Annotated in this window: 18 protein-coding genes and 2 pseudogenes; 9 read left to right on the top strand and 11 right to left on the bottom strand. The window is 69.8% G+C overall.

The genetic code is table 11. The features are described from left to right. Window positions 1-295 precede the first annotated feature (295 nt). The 6 genes and pseudogenes from ACWCP2_RS06520 to ACWCP2_RS06495 all read right to left on the bottom strand — a co-directional run bounded on the left by ACWCP2_RS06520 (window position 296) and on the right by ACWCP2_RS06495 (window position 6,483). Complete coding sequence (locus ACWCP2_RS06520; protein ID WP_450907463.1) at window positions 296-625, bottom strand: hypothetical protein; 330 nt, start codon at window positions 623-625, stop codon at window positions 296-298. Then, window positions 625-891 (bottom strand): annotated as a pseudogene (locus ACWCP2_RS06515) (GmrSD restriction endonuclease domain-containing protein); the annotation flags it as partial. The pseudogene ACWCP2_RS06515 and the gene ACWCP2_RS06520, both read right to left, overlap by 1 nt. 53 nt (window positions 892-944) lie before the next feature. Continuing rightward, entirely contained in the window at window positions 945-2,201 is a 1,257-nt protein-coding gene (locus tag ACWCP2_RS06510; protein ID WP_450907462.1) for an FG-GAP-like repeat-containing protein, read from the bottom strand. Between the two features lie 166 nt (window positions 2,202-2,367). Next, window positions 2,368-2,577 (bottom strand): hypothetical protein, encoded by a 210-nt coding sequence (locus ACWCP2_RS06505; protein WP_450907461.1) that lies wholly within the window; start codon window positions 2,575-2,577, stop codon window positions 2,368-2,370. A gap of 315 nt (window positions 2,578-2,892) precedes the next feature. After that, window positions 2,893-3,060: a hypothetical protein gene (locus ACWCP2_RS06500; RefSeq protein ID WP_450907460.1), complete on the bottom strand. Its 168-nt coding sequence runs from the start codon at window positions 3,058-3,060 to the stop codon at window positions 2,893-2,895. Between the two features lie 60 nt (window positions 3,061-3,120). Further along, complete coding sequence (locus ACWCP2_RS06495; protein WP_450907459.1) at window positions 3,121-6,483, bottom strand: RHS repeat-associated core domain-containing protein; 3,363 nt, start codon at window positions 6,481-6,483, stop codon at window positions 3,121-3,123. Window positions 6,484-6,888: 405 nt separating this feature from the next. Here ACWCP2_RS06495 and ACWCP2_RS06490 point away from each other — a divergent pair, with 405 nt between their 5' ends. The 5 genes from ACWCP2_RS06490 to ACWCP2_RS06470 all read left to right on the top strand — a co-directional run bounded on the left by ACWCP2_RS06490 (window position 6,889) and on the right by ACWCP2_RS06470 (window position 13,069). Further along, window positions 6,889-7,053: a hypothetical protein gene (locus ACWCP2_RS06490; protein WP_450907458.1), complete on the top strand. Its 165-nt coding sequence runs from the start codon at window positions 6,889-6,891 to the stop codon at window positions 7,051-7,053. A 355-nt stretch (window positions 7,054-7,408) separates the two neighbouring features. Then, window positions 7,409-9,778, top strand: coding sequence for a tetratricopeptide repeat protein (locus ACWCP2_RS06485; protein WP_450907457.1), 2,370 nt, complete (start codon window positions 7,409-7,411; stop codon window positions 9,776-9,778). Between the two features lie 138 nt (window positions 9,779-9,916). Next, window positions 9,917-11,392, top strand: a complete 1,476-nt coding sequence (locus ACWCP2_RS06480) for an MFS transporter (RefSeq protein ID WP_450907456.1) — start codon at window positions 9,917-9,919, stop codon at window positions 11,390-11,392. Next, window positions 11,389-12,489 (top strand): cation diffusion facilitator family transporter, encoded by a 1,101-nt coding sequence (locus ACWCP2_RS06475; protein ID WP_450907455.1) that lies wholly within the window; start codon window positions 11,389-11,391, stop codon window positions 12,487-12,489. The genes ACWCP2_RS06480 and ACWCP2_RS06475 overlap by 4 nt, the downstream gene beginning before the upstream one ends. A 151-nt stretch (window positions 12,490-12,640) precedes the next feature. After that, window positions 12,641-13,069: an SRPBCC family protein gene (locus tag ACWCP2_RS06470; protein ID WP_450907454.1), complete on the top strand. Its 429-nt coding sequence runs from the start codon at window positions 12,641-12,643 to the stop codon at window positions 13,067-13,069. 22 nt (window positions 13,070-13,091) lie between these two features. Here ACWCP2_RS06470 and ACWCP2_RS06465 read toward each other — a convergent pair. Further along, window positions 13,092-13,320: pseudogene (locus tag ACWCP2_RS06465) on the bottom strand (WhiB family transcriptional regulator); the annotation flags it as partial. Between the two features lie 88 nt (window positions 13,321-13,408). Here ACWCP2_RS06465 and ACWCP2_RS06460 point away from each other — a divergent pair. Then, window positions 13,409-14,452, top strand: coding sequence for a branched-chain amino acid ABC transporter substrate-binding protein (locus tag ACWCP2_RS06460; protein ID WP_450907453.1), 1,044 nt, complete (start codon window positions 13,409-13,411; stop codon window positions 14,450-14,452). A gap of 10 nt (window positions 14,453-14,462) precedes the next feature. Here ACWCP2_RS06460 and ACWCP2_RS06455 read toward each other — a convergent pair whose 3' ends face one another. Continuing rightward, complete coding sequence (locus ACWCP2_RS06455; RefSeq protein WP_450907452.1) at window positions 14,463-15,017, bottom strand: hypothetical protein; 555 nt, start codon at window positions 15,015-15,017, stop codon at window positions 14,463-14,465. Window positions 15,018-15,085: 68 nt separating this feature from the next. After that, window positions 15,086-15,493, bottom strand: a complete 408-nt coding sequence (locus tag ACWCP2_RS06450) for an ASCH domain-containing protein (protein WP_450907451.1) — start codon at window positions 15,491-15,493, stop codon at window positions 15,086-15,088. 396 nt (window positions 15,494-15,889) lie between these two features. Between ACWCP2_RS06450 and ACWCP2_RS06445 the strand changes: the two genes are divergently transcribed. Together ACWCP2_RS06445 and ACWCP2_RS06440 are read left to right on the top strand one after the other, a co-directional pair. Next, window positions 15,890-17,866 (top strand): discoidin domain-containing protein, encoded by a 1,977-nt coding sequence (locus ACWCP2_RS06445; RefSeq protein WP_450907450.1) that lies wholly within the window; start codon window positions 15,890-15,892, stop codon window positions 17,864-17,866. A gap of 343 nt (window positions 17,867-18,209) precedes the next feature. Then, window positions 18,210-18,659, top strand: coding sequence for a TIGR03618 family F420-dependent PPOX class oxidoreductase (locus tag ACWCP2_RS06440; protein ID WP_450907449.1), 450 nt, complete (start codon window positions 18,210-18,212; stop codon window positions 18,657-18,659). Window positions 18,660-18,799: 140 nt separating this feature from the next. On the opposite strand, the gene ACWCP2_RS06435 is transcribed toward ACWCP2_RS06440, so the two are convergent. Next, the gene (locus ACWCP2_RS06435; protein ID WP_450907448.1) at window positions 18,800-19,693 is read right to left on the bottom strand and encodes a hypothetical protein; all 894 of its coding nucleotides are present in this window, start codon (window positions 19,691-19,693) and stop codon (window positions 18,800-18,802) included. A gap of 474 nt (window positions 19,694-20,167) precedes the next feature. Between ACWCP2_RS06435 and ACWCP2_RS06430 the strand changes: the two genes are divergently transcribed. Continuing rightward, window positions 20,168-21,121, top strand: coding sequence for a virginiamycin B lyase family protein (locus ACWCP2_RS06430; protein ID WP_450907447.1), 954 nt, complete (start codon window positions 20,168-20,170; stop codon window positions 21,119-21,121). A gap of 15 nt (window positions 21,122-21,136) precedes the next feature. Here ACWCP2_RS06430 and ACWCP2_RS06425 read toward each other — a convergent pair whose 3' ends face one another. Continuing rightward, window positions 21,137-22,687 carry a hypothetical protein gene (locus tag ACWCP2_RS06425; protein ID WP_450907446.1) on the bottom strand — a complete coding sequence of 517 codons (1,551 nt, stop codon included), beginning with the start codon at window positions 22,685-22,687 and terminating at the stop codon, window positions 21,137-21,139.

The raw sequence follows: 22,687 nt of genomic DNA, 5'->3' as shown, positions 1-22,687 counted from the left end.
CGCCTGTCAGCACGAGCGTGACGAGCGCCGCACCCGCACCCGCCCACCCCCTCGCCGTCCCCAGCGCCGAATCGACGCGCTGCCCTGCACCTGGCGGATCCGGGTGCAGGGCAGCAGTGGTGAGCCGGCGCTCCTGTTACTTACAGACGGCCCTGGGTCTGTGGACGCAGGGCGGGTGGAACCTGGAGCGCTCGATGCCGCGGCCAGCCGCTCACGCGGTGGCGCCGGGGACTTCGGCGCTGCCCCGAGCCTGACCACGACGATGCCGCAACCCGGCTGCGTGGCAGGCGGGTTTTCACGAAGTGGTTGCGGGGACCTCAGCGGCACCTCCGGCTTTCACGGCCTCGACGACGTTTATGGAAGGCGGCCGGGCCGCTGGGCGGGAGCGGTGCGGGCTGCCGGTGAGGGTGTATCGCTCCTCCGCGCCCGTGTACTGGATCCGCACCTGGGTCGCGCCGTCCGGGCCGGCCTCGGATGTCAGCGTGACGTCGCCGGTGATCACAGCGACCTCATCCGCCATCGCCCCGCCGGGACCAGCCTTCAGGTGGTCGGTCAACGCAGCTGCCCAGTCGAGAACGGGACCGTGGTCGGGCTGCGGGGTGCTGTCGGGCTGGTGGTCAGCCATGAGCACGTTCCCAGCATCTCGGTCAGCTTCTTCCTCTCGCCCTCGGTCACCGTGAGCTGGTAGGCGGACTTCACGTTCGTCCACGCCGTGGCGTAGGTGCACCAGTAGCCCTTGGCCGGGGGCTGCCAGTCCTCGGGGCCCTGGTCGCCCTTGGCACGGTTCGTCGCCGCCGACACCGCAAGCAGCTGGGGGCGGGTCAGATCGTTCGCGAACTCCTTACGCCGCTCCGCCGTCCACGACCCGGCGCCGGAGCGCCAGGCACGCGAATCCAGCCGTTCTGAACGGTGGTCGTGGGACCGGGTAGAGGGGCGGCCGGGGCTCAGAAGAGGAGATGCTCGTCTGAGGTGTCGATGACGGTCACCGAGCGGCCGAGGTGGCCGTCCGCTGCACCCGACCCGGGATACATGCGTACAGAGTTGTCCTGGTGCTTGTGTGCCAGCAGGTCGGGGTGTCCGTCGCCGTTGTAGTCGCCGATCCCGGTCAGTTCCTTGAAGTTGTTCCAGCCCCCGGTGCCGATCAGGCGCCGGTCGCCGAAGCCGCCGCGGCCGTTGCCCGGGTAGAGCCACAGCCGGCCACTCGTGTCCCGCGCCACGAGGTCGGAGCGGTGATCGGAGTTCATGTCACCGGCACCGACCAGCTCGTTCATCACGCCCCAGCCGCCACCGAGGTTCTTGCGCGTCCCGAACGAGCCCTTCCCGTTGCCCGGGTACGACCACAGCACACCGGCCGCGTCGACCGCGAGCAGGTCCCGCTTGCCGTCACCGTTCAGGTCTCCGGCCGCAGCCATGTCACGCATTCCGTTCCACATGCCGGGGACCTGGACACGCGTACCGAGGCGCTTGCTGGTGCCGAAACCGGTGCCGGGGTAGAACCACAGGACGCCGTAGGTGTCCCGGGCGAACACGTCCTCGTTTCCGTCTCCGTCGTAGTCGCCGTGGCGCAGCATCTGGTTCATGCCGGTCCAGCCGGTGCGAATGCGTTCGTACGTGTCGGTCAGGTACCACTCATGTACGGGGCCCCAGTACCAGACCTCGCTGTAGCGGTTGCGGGTGAGCAGGTCGGCGCGGTCGTCACCGCTGAGGTCGCCGAATGCCTTCTCGGGGGCCGTGGAGAAGGGACGCACCCGCGGCTTCTGGTCATGCCAGAACGAAGGGTAGTAGGACATACCGCAATCGTCTTCCTGCCCTGGCGGCAGGAGCTCGATCGAGCTGATGTTGTTGTCGAGATCCGGGCGGTCGCGCTCGGCCAGGGACACCTCTTCGTCGGGGTACGACCTGACGTCCCATCCGTCGTAGTCCGGTTCGCCGCTCAAGCACACCGTTTTCGGGCCGTAGTTGGCGATCGAGCTGATGCGGTCATCCCAGGCGCCGAGGCTGGGCAGGCTCTTGGTGACGACCATCATGGAGCCGGTGCCGAACGACCCGCTGAACACGCAGACCTGCCCCTGGGCGCAGCGCTTGTACCCGCTCGCCGCATCGGCGGACGAGGCGGTAGCGAGCAGGCCGGCGGTGGTGGCGAGCACCGTGGCGGTGGCGACGAGCGAACCACGGACCGCGCGCGGAACGGAAAATCTCACAGAATCCCCTGAATACGTACGAAACATCCGTGTTCGCGCAGGTCCGCCGGGGCGGCCCCCCTCCGGAACGCGGAATCGAGTGCCTGGAGCTTAGACCTGGCCTTTTGCGCCGGGACCGGCGGGCCCCCGCAAAAGGGTCCGTTGACAGCCCGTCTACCTGGAGGCCCTACGACCCGCCCGGGACTTCGGCCCCGGCCCCGGCCTTCACGGCCTCGACGACGAGCTCGTGGAGTGCGGCGAGGCCGCCGGGTGGCATGGGGTGGGGCTGCCTGTGCGGGTGCCACTCCTCCGAGCCGGTGTACTGGATCCGTACATGGGCGGTGCCGTCCGGGCCGGTTTCGGTCGTCACGGTGACGTCGCCGACCTCGTCGGTCATCTCTCTAGGGCACGCGTCCTTGAAGTAGGAACACGCAAAGACTCCTGCCACCTCCGAGTGGGGAGGTGGCAGGAGTCTGTGACCCTGCGTAGGACCAGCGGCCCAGGGGATGATCGGCGAACCGGAGTGACGGCAGCGACCGGCGGGCTTCTAATCAGCTATGTACCAGCCGTAGAAGGCTGCGATCCCCAGGGCCAGAACGAAGAATGCAATTTTTGCGTATTTCACGGTCACTCCTAGGTCCGCCTCTCGGATTCTTGCGCACCGAATGCATTGCCTTTACCGTCCCTCCTGAAATGGTATTTAGAATCCACTTCAGGGGAGGTTGGATTTTTTGCGCAGGCCGCTCTTTGCTGCCAGGTAGGAGAAGAATCCCAGGCCGGTGGCCAGGCGCAGTATTTTCTCCGGCGTCTCCCAAAGCTCCCCTGCCGATGCCGTGCGGAGAATGATGAGGAAAATCCATGCAGCCGCGAGGACTGCCACAAGGACTCCGAGGCATGTGACTGCTCTTCTGCCTGGATCGCTACCTGTCATTCGTCCCGCCTAGTCGCCGATGAAGTCGGAGAAGGGGTTGAAGCAGTCGTTCAGGTCGGACAGTTCCGCCTCTAGGGTGCCGTCTTCCGGACCGCCGTCCGTCAGCGAGTTTGAGGCATAGCAGGCGACTCCGAGCCACGGGCTGCCCTTTGAGACACCCTTCACGGCGGACCCGAACCAGGACCTGCCAGTGGGGTCGATGTTGTTGATGGGGTCTGCGCCTGCGTACGCGTAGCGATTGCCCTGGGCGGGGTCAGCGAGGAACGTCATCGCGTCCTGGGTGGTGAAGCGGCCGGTGGTGGGGTCGTACCAGCGCTGGCCGTACTTGAGGTAGCCGGTGGTGCGGTCGTAGGTGCCGCCGACGAAGCGGTAGGGGTTTTCGGTGGCGGCGGTGCCGGACTTCTCGGTCTGCGCGGCGCCGTAGGGGTCGTAGGAGTAGACGCCGGACTGGACGGTGGACTGGTTGATGAACTGCACCGGGCTGCCGAGGCCGTCAATGATGTAGTACGCCTCGTAGCCGTTGGTGGTGCGCAGGGCGAGGGGCTGGCCGGTGGTGGGGTCGTGCTCGATGTAGGCGGTTCCGGTGGAGAGCTTGACCTGCTCGATGACGGGGACGCCGTACTGGTCGGTGCGGCCGTGGACGTAGTCCACGCTCTCGCCCGTGTCGGTGGTCTGGTGGACGAGCTCGTTGGCGGTGGTGCCGGCGTAGGTGTAGCTGCCGGTGCCGTTACCGGTCTTCGCGGTGGCCATCCGGCCGGCGGCGTCGAAGGTGACCGCCGACAGCGAAGGCGTGGTGGTGAGGTTGCCCTGGCCGTCGTAGGTGTAGCCGGGGGTGGTGATCTGGTTCGCGGCGTCGTAGGCCAGGGTCTGGGTGGTGGTGCCGTCGGAGGACGACTTGCGGTTGCCGCGGGCGTCGTAGGTGTAGGTGTACGTCTTGCCACCCCCCGAAGTCGCGACCTGCGTCAGCCGGTTGGCCGTGTCGTAGCCGTAGCTCGTCGTCTTGCCCGAAAGGTTGTCCTTACTCCACTGGAGCAGACTCCGGTCGTCACCCTTCGCGGTGGAGCAGGTGCCGGGGGTGCCGACGGCACGGCAGTAGGACGTGTCGAACTGCCGGGTCGGCGCGGTCGCCGGGCCCTGGTCGGCCCAGACACGGCTGGCGCGACCCGAGGTGTCGTAGTCCTGGTGGACTCGGGCCTTGAAGATGGTGCGCGAGTCGTTCGTGCCGTAGTAGGTGTCGGTGCGCCGGCCCCGGCTGTCGTAGGTGAAGCCGATCTTCGTAGAGATGGACGGGGCGTTGGTGGTCACCTGGGTGAGCTTGTTCGCCGCGTCGTAGGCGTAGGCGGTGGTGCCGCGGGCGTCGGTGAGGGCGGTCTGGTTGCCGTTCTTGTCGTAGCCGTAGGTGAGGGTGCCGCCGCCGGAGGTCGCGGTGCGGGACGTCAGCTTGCCCAGGTCGTCGTAGCCGTAGGTGGTGGTGCCGGACGCGTCCGTGCGGGTCTGGACCCGGCCGAACGGGTCGTAGGTGTAGGCGACGTCGGGGGTGGCGTCGGAGAAGTCGACCTTCTCGATGCGGTCCGCGTGGTCGTAGGTGAAGGTCCGCGTGATGCCGCGGCCGTCCTTGGCGATGGCCAGGCGGCCGAAGGTGTCGTAGGTGTACGACTTCACCTTCAGCGAGCCGCCGGCCGGGTCCACCGAGGTGGCCTGCCGGGTGGCGCTGTCGTAGTTGTAGGTGGTGCTGGTGGTGTTGCCGGGGTCGGTCGAGGTCTTGACCGTGCCGTCGGTGTTGTAGTCGACCTTCGCGGTGGAGGCGTTCGCGTCGGTCGCCTCGGTGAGGTTGCCGGCCCCGTTGTAGGTGTAGGTCGACTTGTTCGACTGGGCGTCCGTCGACTCGGAGGGCAGGTACTTCGACCCGGCCGCCGTATTGCCGTAGGTCGACGAGAACGACGCCCCGCTCGGGGATTCGGACTTCGTGAGGGACTCACCGGTATTGGCGCCGAAGGTGTTCGTCGTCGTACCCGCTCCGGTTCCGGCGCCGTCGGTGGCGGTGGCGGTGTCGAAGTTCGCCGTGTACGTCTTGGCCTGCTCGCGGCCCTCGGCGTCGACGGCCTTCTTGACCCGGCCCGACTTGTCGTCGGTCAACTCGTACGTGGTGTGCGGGACCGCGGTGATCGCCTGCGCCTGGTCGGTGTTCGGCGAGGCCACCACCGTCTTGGCGGGGTCCGCGTAGGAGAGGCGGGTGACGGAGTCGCCCGGGGAGCCCGGGGCCTTGTTCTCCTGCGTGATGGAGGTGACGCCGATCGACCCGTAGTCGAATCGGGTCACGCCGCCACCTGGGTTGGTGATCGACGTCAGCTTGTGCCCGGAGTACCCGAACGTGGTCGTGCGGCCGAGGGAGTCCTTGATCGAGGTCAGGTCGCCGGCTCCGTTCACGCTGTAGGTGACGGTGCGCTTCTTGCCGTCCTGGCCGGTCTGCGTCAGCGTCGTCACGTGCCCGGACGCCGACGCGTATACGGCCGTCTTCTGGGTCTGGGTACCGCGGGTGGAGACGATCGTTGTCGGCAGGTCACCGTTGTAGGTGAGGGTGGTGACGTTGCCGTTGCGGTCGGTGGTCTTCGTCAGCTTCCCGGCCGAGTCGAAGTCCTGCTTGCCCGAACTGTCGTTGGCGCTGAGCGTGTAGGTGCCGTCGCCGTTCTTGACGAGCTTCGCCTTCGCGCCGGCCGAGGCGGTGAGGCCGGAGGCGGAGTTGGTGAACAGCCAGGTCGTCCCGCCCTGCCCGTAGAAGGTGACCGAGCCTTCCTCGTGAACCTTGAGGGCGACGTCGTACGGGGTCAGCCTCCACCCGTAGCCGGCCTTGGCGCTCGCGCCGGTCGCGTCCGTACCGATGGCCGCGCTGTTGTACGCGACGCCGAGACCGGTGTCGCCGTTGATGCCGGGCAGCGTGAGGTCGCTCGTGGTGACGAGGAGGTTGCCGGTGCCGACGTCGACCTGGGCTCCGGCATGGTCGCCCGCGGCGAACTTCAGCCTGGTGGCGCCCGGCCGTTGGCCCGCGCCGGTCATCGGGCTGACCCTGGTGGACTGGCGGGTGGTGAGCGCGGTGCAGTCACTGCCCTGACAGGCCTGGGCCTGCCAGTCGAACTGGGTGCCGATCCGGATCGGGTCCGGCAGTTTCAGCCGGGCCACCTCGCCGGCGTTGACCGTGACCGCGGCGCCGTCGACGAGATCGTTCGCGCCGCCGGCGGCGTAGGTTCCGGCGTAGAACTTGACCGTGACCTGGCCGCTGCCGGCCGCGGTCTTCGCCGTCAGAACCGGCTGCGTCGACTCCGTCAGCGCCACCAACTGCGACAACACCCCCGGCGCCGCCACCGCGGGAGCCATCCCCCACGCGGTAACCGCTGCGGCCACCCCCGCCGCACAAACCGCCTGTGACCAGCGTTTTTTGACACGGACATACGACATGAATCCCCCATGCGAAGAAGCGCCCGCCCCCCTGGCGAGCGCTCCTCATCCTTGCCACCTCCTCACAGTGGAATGAAAGGTTCCACGGCGTCGTCACCCACCGAAACCAAGGTCACCAAGGGTCAACTCACGGAAGTTCATCAACCTCGGGCGCCCATTCCAAGGCATTGAACACCTCCATGATCGATATTCGACGGTGCAGTCCGCATTCGACCTGACAAAACGTTGAAGGTGCAGACCATATGAACAAACCCACACGCATGCCATCCCCCACCCGGGGCACAAGGTTTCCTCAACACCCGACATCACAAACGGAGTTCCGCCATGCCTCTTTGGCTCACCGCACTGGCCGTCCTGGCCGCCTGGACCATCGCCGCCACAGGCCTGGGCCTCCTGCTGGCCCGCCACATCCACCGCTCCCCCGCACCACCTGTCACGCAGAACGCCACCCCGCACACCACGCCCGCGGGAACAGGAGCGGTCACCTGACCCGGCCACGACCGCCGCCCCGCCGCCGATACCGCCAGGAGCTGTGGTCGGGCTGCGGCAACATCCCAGTCCGTCTCCTCCAGCGTCACGCTCAACATCAACTGAAGGCTCGCCCCTCCGGCGACCCGGCTGCGGGACCCTCATGTTCGTCCGGCTGACGACAGCGGGCCGCCCGAGGGAGCGGCCGGGCCGAGGAAGGGCGTTGCGGTCGGGTGCGACACCACTGCTGCCGCTCTCGGCTCACGCGTGCTCCACGGAGTCGGTCGGTCCGGGTCTACCGGCGGGCCGGGGCGGGAACGTCTGAAGTCGGGCCGAGAGGTGGTCTCGCCCGGGGAGCTGGACCAAGGGGGCTGGAATGGCAGCACGTTCATGGCGGGAGCGTCGTCTGCTCTTCATCGCTGTGGGGCTCGCCGTACTGGCGGCGGCCCCCGCAGTGCTGAACGGGTTCGGCGTCGTCACCCCGTGGCTCGCGGGCGGCGCGGCAGCCGCGGGAGCCGCCTTTCTGGTGTTGGCCGGAGTGTGGCAGGAGCGCTTTCGGGTCGTGGCGAGTGCGGAGCACGAGCTGGCGCTCGAAGTCGAAGGCGGCTGCCTCATGTTGACCGCGGGCACCTTGCCGCGCGTGGCGCAGGTACTGGATCCCGTCGTCCTGGGGATCCATCCCGCCTCCCGTGAGGACGAGGGGGCAAGACGGAGCCGGGGGAGCCGCTCCGGCGCCTCCGAACGCGTTCCGGTCTACGTGCCGCGTGACATCGACGAAGAACTGCGCGAGGGGTTGGCGCGCGGGGGATTCCTGCTGCTGGTGGGGGATTCGACGGCCGGAAAATCGCGCGCTGCCTACGAGGCCATGCTGGCCACGGTGCCGGATCACGTGCTGATCGCGCCGCGTGATCGGGACGCGATGGGCGCCGCGCTCACGCTGGCCCTCCGAGAACCCCGCTGCGTCCTGTGGCTGAACGATCTGGAACGCTACCTCGGCGGCGGTCTGACGCGGGCGGGGATCGCGCGGCTCCTGGCCGGCACCGGCCATCACCGCATCATCCTGGCCACACTGCGTGCTGCCGAGTACGCCCGGCTCACGGAGGGCCGGGCTGAGGACGACGAGCGCGCCCGCGCGGCCGACGACGAGGCGCGCGAGGTGCTGGAGCAGACCGATCCCCTGCGCCTGAGCAGGCTCTTCAGCGAATCGGAGGCAGCCCGGGCCAGAACGCGTACCTGGGACCGACGCATCGCGGATGCCCTGGCCCACGCGGGCACCTACGGGATCGCCGAGTACCTTGCGGCCGGCCCCGATCTGTTGCGGGAGTGGGAGAACGCCTGGAGCGCCAACACCGCTGCCGGAACGCGCAGTCACCCGCGGGGCGCCGCACTGGTCGCCGCCGCGGTCGACATCCGACGGTCCGGGTACACCTCGCCCCTGCCACGCGTCTTGCTGGAGGCCGTGCACGCGCGTTACCTGGAGCAGCAGGGCGGGGCCTTGTTGCGTCCGGAAACCCTCGAAGAGGCTTGGAGCTGGGCGGGCCGTCCACGCCGCGCCACCGCCGCACTCCTTCAGCCCCACGGTGAGGGGCACGTCAACGTTTTCGACTACTTGACCGACATCGTGCAACGCCGCAAGTCCCCCGACACGCATGTTGCCGAGCCGGTCGTACGCACAGCGCTCTCGCACAGCTCCGCGCAGGACGCGAACAACATGGCCGCAACGGCATACGCGCAGGGCCGGTACGCGCTGGCAGAACACGGCTGGCGCGTAGCCCTGAGCGGCATGGAACCTGAGCAAAGCGAGGCGCCGGCGGTGTTGGCCGTACGCAACAACATCGCCCTCACGCTCCAGCAGCTGGGGCGCGTGGCAGAGGCGGAGACCGAGCTCCAGACCGTCTTGAGGGAGCGGCTGCGCACCCTGGGGGCCGAGCACCCGGACACGCTGGGCAGCCGCGATGATCTGGCCTTCGCCCTGCAAGAACTGGGCCGCTTACAGGAAGCCGAGAGCCAGTGCCGCGCAGTACTGGAGGCGCGCACGCGCGCCCTGGGAGCCGAGCATCCGGACACCCTCAACAGCCGCAACACCCTCGCCCTCGTCCTGCGCGAGCTGGGCCGATTGGAGGAAGCCGCGGCCGAACACGAGGGTCAACTGGCCGTAGCGGTCCGCAAGGGGACCACCGACCACCCCGAAACCCTCCTGATCCGCAACAACCGTGCCAGCCTCCTGCGGGAGCTGGGCCGGTGGGACGAGGCGGAGGCCGAACACCGAGCCGTGCTGGAGATACGCACCCGCGACCTCGGACCCGAACACCCCGAGACGCTCACGGCCCGAAACGACCTGGCCAGCGCTCTGCACAGTCTCGGCAGGCTGGATGAGGCCATGGCCGAACACCGCGCGGTACTGGAAAGCCGCACCGAGCTTCTGGGGCCCGAACATCCGCGCACCCTGGTCAGCCGCAACCACTTCGCCACCGTCCTCCACGACTTGGGCCGGTCGGAGGAGGCGGAAGCGGAGCACCGCGCCGTGCTGGCGATACGCACGCGCACTCTGGGCGAGGAGCATCCGCGTACGCTCACCACGCGCGACAACCTCGCGCACGTGCTGCAGGACCTCGGCCGGATGGCCGAGGCCGAAGCGGAGTTCCAGACCGTTCTGGAGGCCCGGACCCACGTGCTCGGACCTGAACACCCGCACACGCTGTCCAGCCGGCAGGACCTCGCACGGATGCGGGAGCAGCGCAGCTGATGACCTCCGGGGATCACGGGAAGTGATCCCACCGGGGACTGTCCCGTGCCGGGCAGCCACAGTGGTCCGGAACCGCGGTTGCCGGCCGGTGCTCCCGGCCGCCGTTTGCGGCGGGGCGGCCCGGGCACACGCCCGGACATGCTGGAGAACGCCGAGTCGAAGACGGGAACCGTCACCACCAAGGTGCCGGCGAGGCTGGACAGACTTCCCTGGTCCCGCTGGCACTGGATGATCGTGATCGGGCTGGGAACCGTATGGATCCTGGACGGTCTGGAAGTCACCGTCGTCGGGAGCATCGCCAGCCGGATCTCCGAGGACGGAAGCGGGCTGTCCATCACCGACGCCCAGGTCACCGGGATGGCAGCCGCCCTCTACGTGGCGGGCGCCTGCGCGGGCGCGCTGGTCTTCGGCCGGCTCACCGACCTGTACGGGCGCAAGAAGCTGTTCCTGATCACGCTCGGCGTGTACCTGGCGGCGACCGCGCTGACCGCCGTGTCCTTCTCCGCCTGGTGGTTCTTCCTCTTCCGCTTCCTCACCGGCTTCGGCATCGGCGGCGAGTACGCGGCCATCAACTCCGCGATCGACGAACTGATCCCGAGCCGGTTCCGCGGCCGGGTGGACCTGATCATCAACGGCAGCTTCTGGATCGGCGCCGTCGCGGGCGCGCTCCTGTCGGTCGTGGCCCTGAACACGGACGTGTTCCCGGAGTCGGTCGGCTGGCGGCTGACGTTCGCCCTCGGTGTCGTGCTCGGCCTGGTGATCCTGCTCGTACGGCGCCACGTGCCCGAAAGCCCGCGGTGGATGATGATCCACGGCCGGGCCGAGGAGGCGGAAGCCCTGGTGGCGGACGTGGAACGGCAGGTGGAAGAGGAGAAGGGCCGCCCGCTTCCCGAGCCGGAGGAGTCCATCACGGTCACCCAACGGCACAGCGTCGGCTTCGGCGAGATCGCCAGAACGGTGTTCCGCTCCTATCCGCGCCGCGCCGTACTGGGGCTCTCCCTGTTCGTGGGCCAGGCCTTCCTCTACAACGCCATCACCTTCGGTTTCGGTTCCATCCTCGTCACCTTCTTCCACGTCTCCAGCGGCGTCACCGGCTACTACTTCGCCGTCATCGCCTTCCTGAACTTCCTCGGCCCGCTCCTGCTCGGGCGCCTCTTCGACACCGTCGGCCGCCGTCCGATGATCGCGGGCACGTACATCCTGTCCGGCCTGCTGCTCTTCGCCACCGCATGGCTCTTCGGAGCCGGCCGGCTCAGTGCCGTCACCATGACCGCCTGCTGGTGCGTGGTCCTCTTCTTCGCTTCGGCCGGAGCCAGTTCGGCCTACCTGACCGTGAGCGAGATCTTCCCGATGGAGACCCGCGCGATGGCGATCGCCTTCTTCTACGCCGTCGGTACGGCGGCGGGCGGCATCTCGGGCCCGCTGCTCTTCGCGCACCTGACCTCCAGCGGGGTGGTCTCCGACGCGGTGCTCGCCTTCTGCGTCGGCGCCGGGCTGATGGTGGCCGCCGGAGTGGTGGCCGTCTTCTACGCGGTCGCTGCCGAGGGCCGGTCCCTGGAGGAGATCGCCACCCCGCTCTCCTCCCGGTCCTCCACCGAGGCTCAGCGCGGATGAGCGGGACGGGCGGACGCCGGCCGGAAGATACGCACCAGCAGGCCGGTCCGGACGGGACCGGCGGCACCGGGACCGGCGGCCCCGGGCACGGCGGCCCGGCGGGCACGGGCCAGGACACCGAGACCCGCAAGACCGTGTGGGTCGCCCTCGCGGCCAACCTCGTCATCTGCGTCGCCAAGGCAGCCGGTGGGGTCGTGGCGGCCTCCCCGGCGCTGCTGTCGGAGGCGGCCCATTCGATCGCGGACAGCCTCAACGAGGTCTTCCTCCTGGCCTCCCTCAAGCGGAGCAGGCGCCCCGCGGACGCGCGCCACCCCTTCGGGTACGGCATGGAACGGTTCTTCTGGTCCCTGCTCGCCGCGGTCGGCATCTTCGTCACGGGGGGCTGCTTCTCGATCTTCCAGGGCATCGAGGCATTCCGCTCCGGCGGCAACGAGACCCGCCACGGCTACGTGATCGGCCTTGCCGTCCTCGTACTCGCCCTGGCCGCGGAGGGAGGCTCGCTCGTACGGGCCCTGCTCCAGGTGCGCCGCGCCGCGCGGGAGGGGGGTCGCTCGATGGCCGCGGAGATCAAGGCCGGCCACGATCCGGCCCTGCGGACCGTGCTCGCCGAGGACTTCACCGCCTGCGTCGGCGTACTGCTGGCGATCGCCGGCATCGCCCTCCACATGATGACCGGGGAGATCGCGTACGAGGCCTGCGCCTCCGTCCTCATCGGGATCCTGCTCGTCTACGTCGCCTACACCCTGGGGCGGGCGGCCCGCGCGCAACTCGTCGGCGAGGCGGCCGATCCGGCCGTCCAGCGGGAGGTGCGGGCATTCCTCACGGAGCAGCCCGAGATCGACACCGTCGCTGCCCTGCTGACCATGCGTCTGGCGCCCGACTCGGTCATGGCGGCCGCCCGCATCGACCTGACGCCGGGCTACGACAGCGAGACGGTGGAGGAAGCGATGGTACGGATCCGGAGCCAGATCCGCGGGCGCTGGCCCGAGCTGGACCAGGTGTTCCTCGACGTCACGGATGTTGCGGCCGGCCGCCGGGAGGGCAAGGCCGATGCACATCCGGGACCGGCGGCGGGAGCGTCTGCGCCAACGGCTTGACGGCCGCTCTTCAGGGACGGCTGCTCGAGGCTGCGATGGCGGACCTGCCGGTTCAGAACGTGTGAGACGGGAGTCCGATGTGGTGGGGAAAGTCCGGGCTTCGGGGTAGGCGAGGGGGCGACCAGTCACCGTATCGAGGAGATGGATCCAGATGACATCCTCATTGCTTGAAGCCGTTGACATCCAGGCGCCCGTGTCCGTGAGCTGGGCCCTGTGGCAGGACGTCGAGCGCTGGCCCTCGTTCCTCAGTCACGTCCGGCACGTGCAACGCGTCGACGGGACCACGTTTGTCTGGCAGGTCTCGCTGCCCGGGGCGGACAAGGAGTTCGTAGCCGAACTGACGGAAGTGGTTCCTGAGGACCGCATCGCGTGGCGCACCACCGAAGGTGTGCACCACGCGGGCGTGGTCACCTTCCACCGGCTCAGTGACACGCAGAGCCGGGTGACCCTCCAGATCGAGTACGACCCGACCGGCTTCGTCGAGCACTTGGGCGCCCTCACCAACCTTGATTCCGTCCTGGCCAACTATGACCTGGGTCAGTTCCAGACCATGGCCGAGCACGAGGCGGCAGCGTCCTGACCCCCGAGTACGGGCAGGCGAGCCATAAGGTGAGCAGTGGTCGGCGCCGCAGGGTGGACCGCCGTTCCCACTCGGTCCCTCCCCAGATTCCGTGCTCGATGTGCAGGTCGACTGCATAGACAAGGCATTCGCTGCGCACCGGGCATCCTTGCAGATGGCCTTGGCCTTGGCCTCGGCTTGTTCTGGGCCGCGCCTTCTGCGATCTGCTCCTCTGGGTCAGCAGTACGGCAAAGTGCCCGCTCGCTCCATTCGTCGTCATCACCCGCGTGGCTGGGGTGCGGGCATCAGCTCTGCCGGCCGGCTGCTGCCCCACCCGACCTGGCCTGAGGGATAGAAGACATGGACGTGACGATCGGCTGTGTGGCTCCGCTCACCGGGGAGGCCACGCACTTGGGCAGGGACCTGATCGATGGTGCGCGGCTGGCCGTTGAGCAGGCGAATGCCGGCGGCCGGTCCTTGGCTGGGCAGTCGGTGCGGTTCGTCCTGCGGCCGGAGGATGACCGGGGCGAAAGCGATACGGCTGTGGAAGTGGCGAAGAAGCTCGCTGGTATGCGGGTGGCCGGTGTCGTGGGGCATCTGCATTCCGGTACGGCCCTCACGGCTTCGAAGACCTATCAGGACGCGGGCATTGCGTACCTGACGACCGCCACGAGCCCCAGGCTGACCCAGCAGGGCTTCGATCACGTCTTCTGCGTCGTCACTGACGACGTCCGGATAGGCACCGCGCTGGCCGAGTACGCGGCGAACACCCTGAAGGTCCGCACGGTCGCCACGATCGGCGACGGCACCGCCTACAGTCAGGGCCTGGTCAGCTCCTTCACTCAGGCAGCCAGGCGTTTCGGGCTCGGCGTCGTCTCCTCACAGTTCGGCACCGAACAGGAGACCGACTTCACGCGCATCCTGACGGCGATCAAGTCCAAGAACCCCGAGCTGCTCTTCGTCGGCGCCCTGGATGCCACGGCGGGGCTGGTGATCCGCCAGATGAGGAACCTGGGGATCGAAGCGCACGTGATGGGCGGCGACGGCATCTGCACCACCCTGCTGCCCGTATTCGCCGGCGGCCAACTTGCCGACGGCCGGGTGCATGCCATCACCTCCGGCGCCGGTGTGGCACCGGCGGACCCCTTCCGTTCCGCGTTCGAGGGGAAGTTCAGGCATCCGGTGGCGCTCAGTGCCCCGTACGCGTACGACGCTGTGAACGCGCTGATCGCCGCCATGGTCAAGGCGGGCTCCCCGAATCCTGCCGTCTACACCCCGCAGCTGGCCCGCCTCACCCACATCGGCGTCACCGGCATCATCGCGTTCGACAACCGCGGCAACCTCCGCAACGACGCCGTCCGCCTGTCCACCTCCACGGGGAACACACTCGTCGCGGTGACGTAGCACGCCTTCCCTACAGCGCTTCGCCCGCCCGCACCCCACGGCCGAAGCTGTCGACGTTCGCCGATGCCCCCGCCTGGGCATCGTGCTCGACGGAACGCGCCTGCCGGCCGAACTGGTCGCCGGGCTCCGGGCTCCACTGGCTGCTGGTCCGCGCGAAGGGGCCTTGGGCTTGGGTCAGGCGCTGCGGGTGACGCCATGCGGGCGCGCGCGGCGGCCCTGTTCGGATCCGTCTTCTTCTTGGCCAGGGCGTCGGTCTTGATCTCGTGGACGGTCGCACCTCCTCCCCCGGCAAGTTCACGTCGGCGGCGGGGCGCTGGCTGACGCCGGCGGTGGACCGGAGCTCGTCCGGCCACGTCATGAGTGGCCGGCGCAGGGCCTCACCGACGACACGGAGGAGGGCCATACGCAGCAGGACGTACGGCTTCGCGGAGGCCGGCCCGTTGGCCATCAGGTAGCACGGCGTGCCGACCGCGATGGGGTCGATCGAGACGGCCGGGGCGAAGCAGACGATGTCGGTCGTTTCGGCCTTGGGGATCGGCATTGGGTCGAGGCCTTCGTCGGTCAACTGGCAGCAGTCGGCAGCGCCGGGTTCCGACTGGTGGCCTCAGGGCTCGCAGGTGCCGAGGCTCCCGATCAGGAGGAAGCGTGGCTCTGGGAGGGCGCTGTGGGGTCTTCCACGAGGCGGAATCTCAGGCAGGTCACGGAGGTGTGGTCCTCGACCGGCGTGCCCGTGCGGGCGAAGTAGCGCCGGTGGCCGGCACGCCAGTCCTCCAGGGACGTGTCCCCTTCCCCCTCCGCCGCGGCGTGTTCCCAGGTGACGTCGATGAACGGCTTCACCTCGACACCGGTGACCTCCAGCGTCGCCACGAACTCCCCCTCACTGCCCAGGAGGGCCAGACGCTCCCCCACGAACTCCAGACCCTCCATCTCCTTGACGTACACGTCCAAGAGGCCGGTCGTGGCAACCTTCGTCCCGGACAGGACCAGCGCGTTCAATCTGTCCCGGAGCTCACCCGGCGTACCCAGTTCGAAGGAACGCATGCGATTGACCCTCGGCCACATCTCCTGATGTCTCCCTTCGCCCTGTCCCGTCCCCCGGGCTCCACACGCTAACGCAGCCACCTGTCCGAGCGACGGCACATCGCTCCGCCCCGACCGGCCGGCCCCGGCGCTGACCGGCGGCTCGTCCGGAGCGCAGCCCCCACCAGTCCTCAGCTACTGAGGAACGGTGACCACTGACGTCGGCCCTGCCGAGCTACAGCTCGATGCGCAACCCATGTTGCATGCCTCTGCATATTTTTTGCGAATGATTGCAGCACTATTGCATCCGAATGCGCGTCTCCCTACGCTCTGCGCATCAAGTCCTTGCTGCCGACGGCTCCACGCCGAACCACCGCCCACGGCAGCGGATGTGACGAGCAGTCGGAGGAGATCCAGATGGGTGTCACGCGTCGTACGGTCCTGCAGGCCGCTGCCGCCGCCGGAGCCGCCGGGGTGGTCGGAGCCGCTCAGACCGCGCTCGCCGGCGGCGCTCGCGCGGCGAGTGCGCCCGGCGACGTCGTCGGCAAGGTGACCGTTGGGTACCAGGGCTGGTTCGCGTGCGTCGGTGACGGCGCACCGATCAACGGATGGTGGCACTGGGCCCAGAACTGGGGCCAGACTCCCTCCGCGTCGAACAGGGCCATCGTCGCCTGGCCCGACACACGCGACTACCCGTCCACATACCGCACCGCTTTCGGCAATCTGGGCAACGGACAGCCTGCTTCGCTGTTCTCCTCCTACGACCAGACGACCGTCGACGTGCACTTCCGGTGGATGAAGCAGTACGGCATCGACACCGCCGCACTCCAGCGCTTCAACCCCACCGGCGGCGAAGGGCCGACCCGTGACGAAATGGCACGCAAGGTGCGCAGCGCGGCCGAGTCGCAGGGCGTCAAGTTCTACGTGATGTACGACGTTTCCGACTGGTCGTCCATGCAGACGGACATCAAGGCGGACTGGACGAACAAGATGCGGACCCACACCGGATCGCCCGCGTACGCCCGGCAGAACGGCAAGCCCGTGGTGTGCCTGTGGGGCTTCGGCTTCAACGACAACCAGCGCCCCTTCACTGCCGACGCCTGTCTGGACGTCCTCAACTGGTTCAAACAGCAGGGCTGTTATGTGATCGGCGGGGTACCCACCTGGTGGCGCACAGGAGACCGGGACTCACGTCCCGGCTTCTCCGGGGTCTACCGCGCCTTCGACATGCTGTCGCCGTGGATGGTCGGCCGGATCGGCACCGCGGGGGACGCCGACAACTTCTACAACGTGGCGACCGTACCCGACCTCGCCGAATGCACCTCGCTCGGCATCGACTACCAGCCCTGTGTCCTGCCCGGCGGGGTCACCGAACGGCAGCGCGCCCACGGCGACTTCATGTGGCGGCAGTTCTACAACATGGGGCGAGCCGGAGTTCCGAGTGCCTACATCTCCATGTTCGACGAGTACAACGAGGGCAATCAGATCGCCAAGACCGCCGAGTCCCAGCTGTGGGTGCCCACCGGATCCGGCCTGGCGGCCCTCGACGAGGACGGGACGGCCTGCTCGTCCGACTACTACCTGAGGCTGACGGGTGACGGCGGCAGGATGCTCAAGGGGCAGATCCCCCTCACCGGGGTCCGCCCGACTCCGCCGGTCATCGGCGGGGACACGCTTCCGCCGACCACGCCCGGCAACCTGCACGCCACCGCCGTGACCGCCACCACCGTGACGCTGGCCTGGACCGCCTCCACCGATGACACCGGCGTGACGGGCTACCGGATACGCCGGATCACCGGGGGCGGCCCCACCCCCGTCGGCGCCGCCCCCGGCAACGCCACCACCTTCACGGTGACCGGGCTCGCCGCCGCGACCTCTTACACCTTCGACGTCCAGGCCCTCGACGCGGCGGGCTCCATCTCGCAGCCCTCCGTGCAGGTCACGGCGACCACCGCGGCCGACGGCTCCCCCACCACGGACCTGGCCCTGAACCGCCCGACCGCGGAGAGCAGCCACACCCAGGTGTACGGCTCGGGCAACGCCGTGGACGGCCGCGCGAACACGTACTGGGAGAGCGCCAACGGCGCGTTCCCGCAATGGCTGCAGGTCGACCTGGGCAGCCCGGTCAGCGTCCGCCGCATCGTCCTCAGCCTCCCTCCGGACACCGCATGGGCCACCCGTACGCAGGCCGTCGCCGTCCAGAGCAGCACTGACGGCGGTACCTTCGGCCAGCTGCTCGGCGCTTCGGCCCGCACCTTCGACCCGTCCACCGGAAACACCACCACCCTGCCCCTGCCCGCAGGCACGACAGCCCGGTACCTGCGGCTCGTCTTCACGTCCAACACGGGCTGGCCCGCCGGCCAGATCGCCCAGCTCCAGGTGTACGGCACCTGATCGCCCACCCCTCCTCCGCGGCGAATACGGGGCTGGAGGGCTTCGAGGGCCCGGCCGCCCGGTCGGTCACGATGTCACCGGGCCGCTCGACGCCGTGCGCGCCACCAGAGGGCACCACAGTGAGCTAGGCCCGGTTCTTCGCCCCGAGTGGGAAGACCACGGCTGGGAAGGCCCGTAGCTCAGCGCTGTGCTCGGCCCGGTGGACAGCCGCCCGGCCCCGCCGAATTCCACCGCGCTGGGGACAGGAGCAGGTCCACCGGCCGGCCCGGTCAAGAGCCCGGCGTCGGGGTCGAGTTTCCTCAGTTGCAGCCGTCGCACCGCATGTGGTTGCTAGCTTCACAGGATGACTGCCGTGACATTCGACGACGCTGTCCGCGCCCGGCTGCACGCCCCCAACATTTGGTACGTCGGCACCGTATTCGCCGACGGAGCACCGCAGGTCAGCCCGATGTGGGTGGATCTGGAGGGTGAGGGGGAGCTGACGTTCACCACCTCAGTAGGTCGGGTGAAGGAGCAGAACCTGCGCCTGGACCCCCGCGTCTACCTGTCCCATGCGGACGCCACCGATCCCTTCGACCGAGTACAGATCAGCGGTGTGGTGGCCCGGTTCATCGAGGGCACGGAGGCGCACGAGCGCATGGACCAGCTGGCCCGGAAGTACCTGGGCACAGAGCGCTACGAGTGGCTCATGCCGGGAGAACGGCGAGTCTCGGTCATCGTGCGCCCGATCAAGGTGCGGCACATCGTAGGGGTGGAGCGGTTCCGGCCCGGCGGCCCCGTCCCTGGTACCTGACCGACGGACGGGCCGACGGCTGCAGGCGGCGCTTCCTCAGCCGGGCCTTGCTCGTCCCTGCCGCACACGCGCAGCTCGCACACGACGAATCCACAGCCGCCGGGTCGTGCCCGCGAAATGGGGCCGCGGCTCGGTTCGGTTCATCCCTCCGAGCCGGTGAGCTTCTCCGCCTTCCGAGCCGCGTTCTCCGCCCGCGCCCGTGCTTTCGCGGCCGCCCGGCCGGCCGCTCTCAGACCGGCGGCAGCCTCCGCGCTCGTCATGCGTGCCGTCGCCAGCCGGTCCTTCGCCGCCCGTACGTCGCTCTCGGCCTCTGTCACCGCGGCCGCCGCACGGTCCGCAAGCTCCTGCGCGGCGGCATGCTCCGCCTCCAGTCGCTCCGCCTCCGCCCCGGCCTCGGCCAACTCGGCGCGGGCCTTGGCCAAACGCTCACGATGAGCCCGCGCTGCAGCAGCGTCAGGGGCCGCCTGTCCCTGCTCGCGGGACGGCACGGGTCGCGATCGGGCCCCGGCGGCCGCCGGCTGATCCCGTTGCGGTGGGGCCGCACCGGGCAGTGGTTCAAGGCCGCTGAACCCCGACACCGCCTCCGGCGCCTTGGCCAGTCGGCCGCCCTGCCAGCGCTCGGCGACCTCCGCATCGGCCAACACCGCGTGGAGGATCTGCTCGACCTCATGCAGCACCGACTCGCTCACCTCCTGCCCCGACTCAGCCGCCAGAGCACGCGCTGTGCGTGCGAGCTCCCCGATCACCACATGCTGATCATGCGACAGCTTCCGCAGCTGCCCGGCGTCCAGCGCCCGGTGCGCGGCACGCAGTGCATCGCCGAGCTGCACCAGGCCCCGCGCCTCCTGCGGTAGGTGGCGGGCCAGCAGCCCGGCGGTCCACGCAGCGAGCGTCGGCTTGCGCAGTGCGGCGATCGCCGTGGCGAGTTGCTTGTCTCCGGCCTTGCGGGCCTGGGCCACGTACCCGTCCCGGGCCGCAGTGGACTCCGACGGCTTCAGCCCGTACAGCTCCAGCTCCAGCGACTCCACATCCATGACCGGAAGTGTCCCGCCCGCCCTGCCGAGCAGCCGACACCCAGCACGACACCGCGCGTCGGCCGGCACGGAGCGGAGCCAGAGGTGACGTTCAGGGCCAGTCGAAGCCGGGGCAGCGGGCCAGGCCGGCGCGGACGTCGGTGAAGCGGCGGAGCGCCCCTCGGGGCCGCCGCCGAGCCGTTCGGGGAGTCGAGGGGTGGGCCTGCCGCACCGTTGTCGCCGGCATCCCACCCGGCTTCGGTCGCGGCGGGCTGCCCGACTGGTTGCCGCGGTCGCTTGCTGACCGAGCGGGTCCTGCCGCTCGGCGGGTTGCTGCCGAAACCCACGGGCCACCTTCGCCGGCCGCTGCGGGTGCGGCGGTGACCGCCCGGCCGTCTGTGTGCAAGGCGGACGGGACGTGGCGTGGTGCGGGGTCGCGGCCGGGGCGTCGGGGCTAGCCTCGGCGGCCGGACGACCAGGACAGGTAGGTGCGCCGTGCCCCGCTCCGCAGTTCCCGAACCCCCGCGTACGGATCGTACGGGCCGTACCGGTCGCAGGGCCGGCTCCGTCCTGGTGCTGCTGGCGCTGTGTGCCATCGGGCTGGCCCCGGCCGGTACTGCAGCCGCCTCCGACCCGGGATCCGGGGGCGCGGTCGGCCCGCTGTACGTCTCCGACTACGGGAACGACCGGGTGCTGCGGGTGGCGCGGCGCGGTGGGCAGGACGTGGTCCCCGCCGTGGGCCTGGTCCGGCCCACGGGCATGGTGGTCGACGCCGCGGGTGATCTCTACGTGGCGGACACCGGGAACAACCGGGTCGTACGGATCCCCGCGGACGGTGGCCCCCAGGTCACCGTTGCGACGGACGGGCTCTCCCGCCCCCTCGGGCTGGCCCTGGATGCCGAGGGTGATCTGTACGTCGCCGACAGCTTCAACGACCGGGTCGTCGAGGTACCCGCGGACGGCAGCGGGCAGCGCACCGTACCCACCGTGGGACTCCTCCACCCCTGGGGCCTCGCCTTCGACTCCGCGGGTTCCCTCTACGTCACCGACTTCGTGAACGACCGCGTCGTCACCCTCCCCGCCGGAGGCGGCGCGCAGCGCACCCTTCCCTTCACGGGGCTCTCCCAGCCGGCCGGCATCGTGCTCGACCCGGCGGGCAACCTCTACGTCTCCGACACCGGCAACAGCCGTGTGGTGAGGCTGGCGGCTCACGGCTCCGGCCAGAGCACCGTCGCCGCGTCCGGTCTGAACGGCCCGCTGGGCCTGGCCCTCGACGGGAGGGGCCGCCTCTACATCGCGGACGCCTTCAACAACCGGGTGGTCCGCCTCGCCCCGGACGGCAGCGGCCAGACCACCCTCCCCTTCACGGGCCTGAACACCCCTACGGGCCTGGCGATCCCGCCCACCCGCATCCTCCCGGCCGGCCACGACCGGGAGGAGCGCCCCTAGGGGGATTTCTGCCGCTCAGGCCGGGTGGACCAGTGCCGCGCGCAGCTCGCGGGTCAGGGAGTCGGCCCGGTCGGCCAGGTCCGGGGCGAGGAACGTCACCATGCCGTAGCTGCCCTTGTCGCCCCACAGGCACACGGCGTGCCGGGCACCGTCGGTGGCGGTGAGGTCCATGCACTCCAGCCGGCCTCCGGCGGGTCCGGCCGTCGGGTTCCAGGACCGGTTCACCCGCGCGCCGACACGTTCGGCCCCGGCGCGTGCGGCGTCCATGAAGGAACTCAGGGTGTCCGCCGACATGTCGTGCAGGTCGCCCGTCACCACGTGGACGCCGATGAGCCCGTCGTTGGCCTTGAGGTCGCCGTACGCGGGGGTGAAGGACGCGTAGCCCTCCGGGGCTTCGTAGGCCGCCTTCAGCTCCTGGTTGAGCGGGGAGTTCCACAGGAGCCGCATGCCCTGGAACGTGTCCGGGACGGTGACGTCGTAGCGCGGGTACGCGGTGTACTTCGCGTACGACCACACCCCCGCCCCCACCACGGTGCTCAGCACCACCGCCGCCCCCGCCAGGCCGAGTGCCAGCTCGCGGGGCGAGTACGGCGGTACGGGCGCCAGCTCGGCCAGCGGCGCTTCCTGCGGGGCCGGATGGGCGGCAGCGGAGAGCTCGCCCAGGCGCCGGGCGCCGCGCAGCACCCTGCCGAGCCAGAAGGGCAGCGCTCCGTAGGCGGCGATCCCGGCCCACCACACCCATTGCGGGAGCCCCAGGCCGACCACGGCGACGAGCACCGCGCCCAGCAGGACACCGCGCACGAGGCTCGACTCGAACGGCCGCCGGACGAGCGGCAACAGGAGCACCCGCCCGGGCCGGTCCAGCACCTCGAGGGCCTCGGCGAGCATGGCGCGGCGCACGTCGTCCGGCCGCTGCGCGGCATCCGCCCGCGCCTGCCCGGCCGCGGCGTGCACACCATGGCCGGCCGCCAGCGCCTGGCGCAGGTCGTACAGCTGCGTCCGGGCGATGCGCGGCGGCCTCACGGCCTTGTCGCGGGCCGCCGTCAGCCAGGGCGCACCCTGCACCTGAGCCACGCGCAGGGCCTCGGGCGAGTCCGGGGCCAGCTCGGCCACCCGCGCGGCAAGAGCGGGGCCCCGGTTCTTGCGTGCCGGGCGGTCCTGGAAGTCGCTGCGCAGGCAGAGCTCCGCGTACCCGGCGAGCAGCCCCACGTGGTCGGGGAACACCTCGAGAGCGTCCCGGTAGACCTCTTCGGCGCGGTCGTCCTCGTCGTCGTCGTCCTCGGCCGCGTGCGCGAGCGCGAGGAGCAGCGACAGCTCGGCGTCGGGCCCGTACACCTGCAGTCCCGTTCGGGCCGACTGCCGGGCGGCGCCCCACCGCCGCGCCGCGAGCAGCGCCCGGCCCTCGGCGCGGGCACTTTCCGCGCCTCTGTCCGCCACGGCGTTCGCGTCCGCGACTTCCTGCCCCGCGCCTTCGGCTATCGCGGTGACGGGCGATGTCTCGTCACCGGCCGGGGGTGCGCCGTCAATGTCCCCATTGACCTGGTTGTTTTCATTCGTGCCGTGCAT

Source organism: Streptomyces sp. NPDC002104 (assembly GCF_053593795.1).
The sequence above is the reverse complement of the archived record's forward strand: the minus strand, read 5'-3'. Positions and strand labels throughout refer to the sequence as shown.